1 pseudogene is annotated in these 582 nt (G+C 60.8%); it reads right to left on the minus strand.

The window, feature by feature from the left end:
• A pseudogene (locus MHK09_RS11670) lies at window positions 1–566 on the minus strand (HNH endonuclease signature motif containing protein); the annotation flags it as partial.
• Window positions 567–582: the final 16 nt, after the last annotated feature.

Raw genomic sequence — 582 nt, forward strand, 5'->3', positions numbered from 1 at the left:
GGTTGTTGTTCTTTGTCTTCGGGGCGCAGGTGGGTATCGATGAAGGTGCGGATGAAGCGGCGCAGGTCCGCGTCGGTGGGGACTGTTTGGTTGGGTGTGGTGGGGGTCAGAAAGTCTGCGAGTGCGGCGTCGATGGCTTCGAGGTGGTCTGGATTGTTGTCTAGGCGGTTGAGTTCGCGGTCGATGATGCGCAGTTTGGTCAGGTCGAGTATCCAGTGCTGTCCTTGGACTTCGGTGACGAGGGGTAGTTGGCGCATGCGGAAGTGGGCGCGCAGGAAGCCTAGGAGCTTGTGGTAGGAGATGCCGAGGTCTTTGGCGAGGCTGGTGAGGCTCTGGTCGACGTCGTCGTCTAGTTGGGGGAGGATGGCGCGGTAGAGGAACCAGGAGGTTTTGCGTGTGTAGGTGCCGGCTTTGCCGATGTGGTTGCCGGGTGCGTTGGTGGTGTAGAACGCTTCCGGTACATCACCATCGTCTAGGGGATCGGTGTCGGGGTGGTCGCCGATGAGGAGGGTGTCTGGGTAGTCGAGGCTGGTATCTGGTTCGGGTTGGGTGAGTGTGGCAGTCATGGACGGGGCACTCCAG

This window comes from Corynebacterium tuberculostearicum (assembly GCF_022347235.1).
Classification (GTDB): Bacteria; Actinomycetota; Actinomycetes; order Mycobacteriales; family Mycobacteriaceae; genus Corynebacterium; species Corynebacterium tuberculostearicum_F.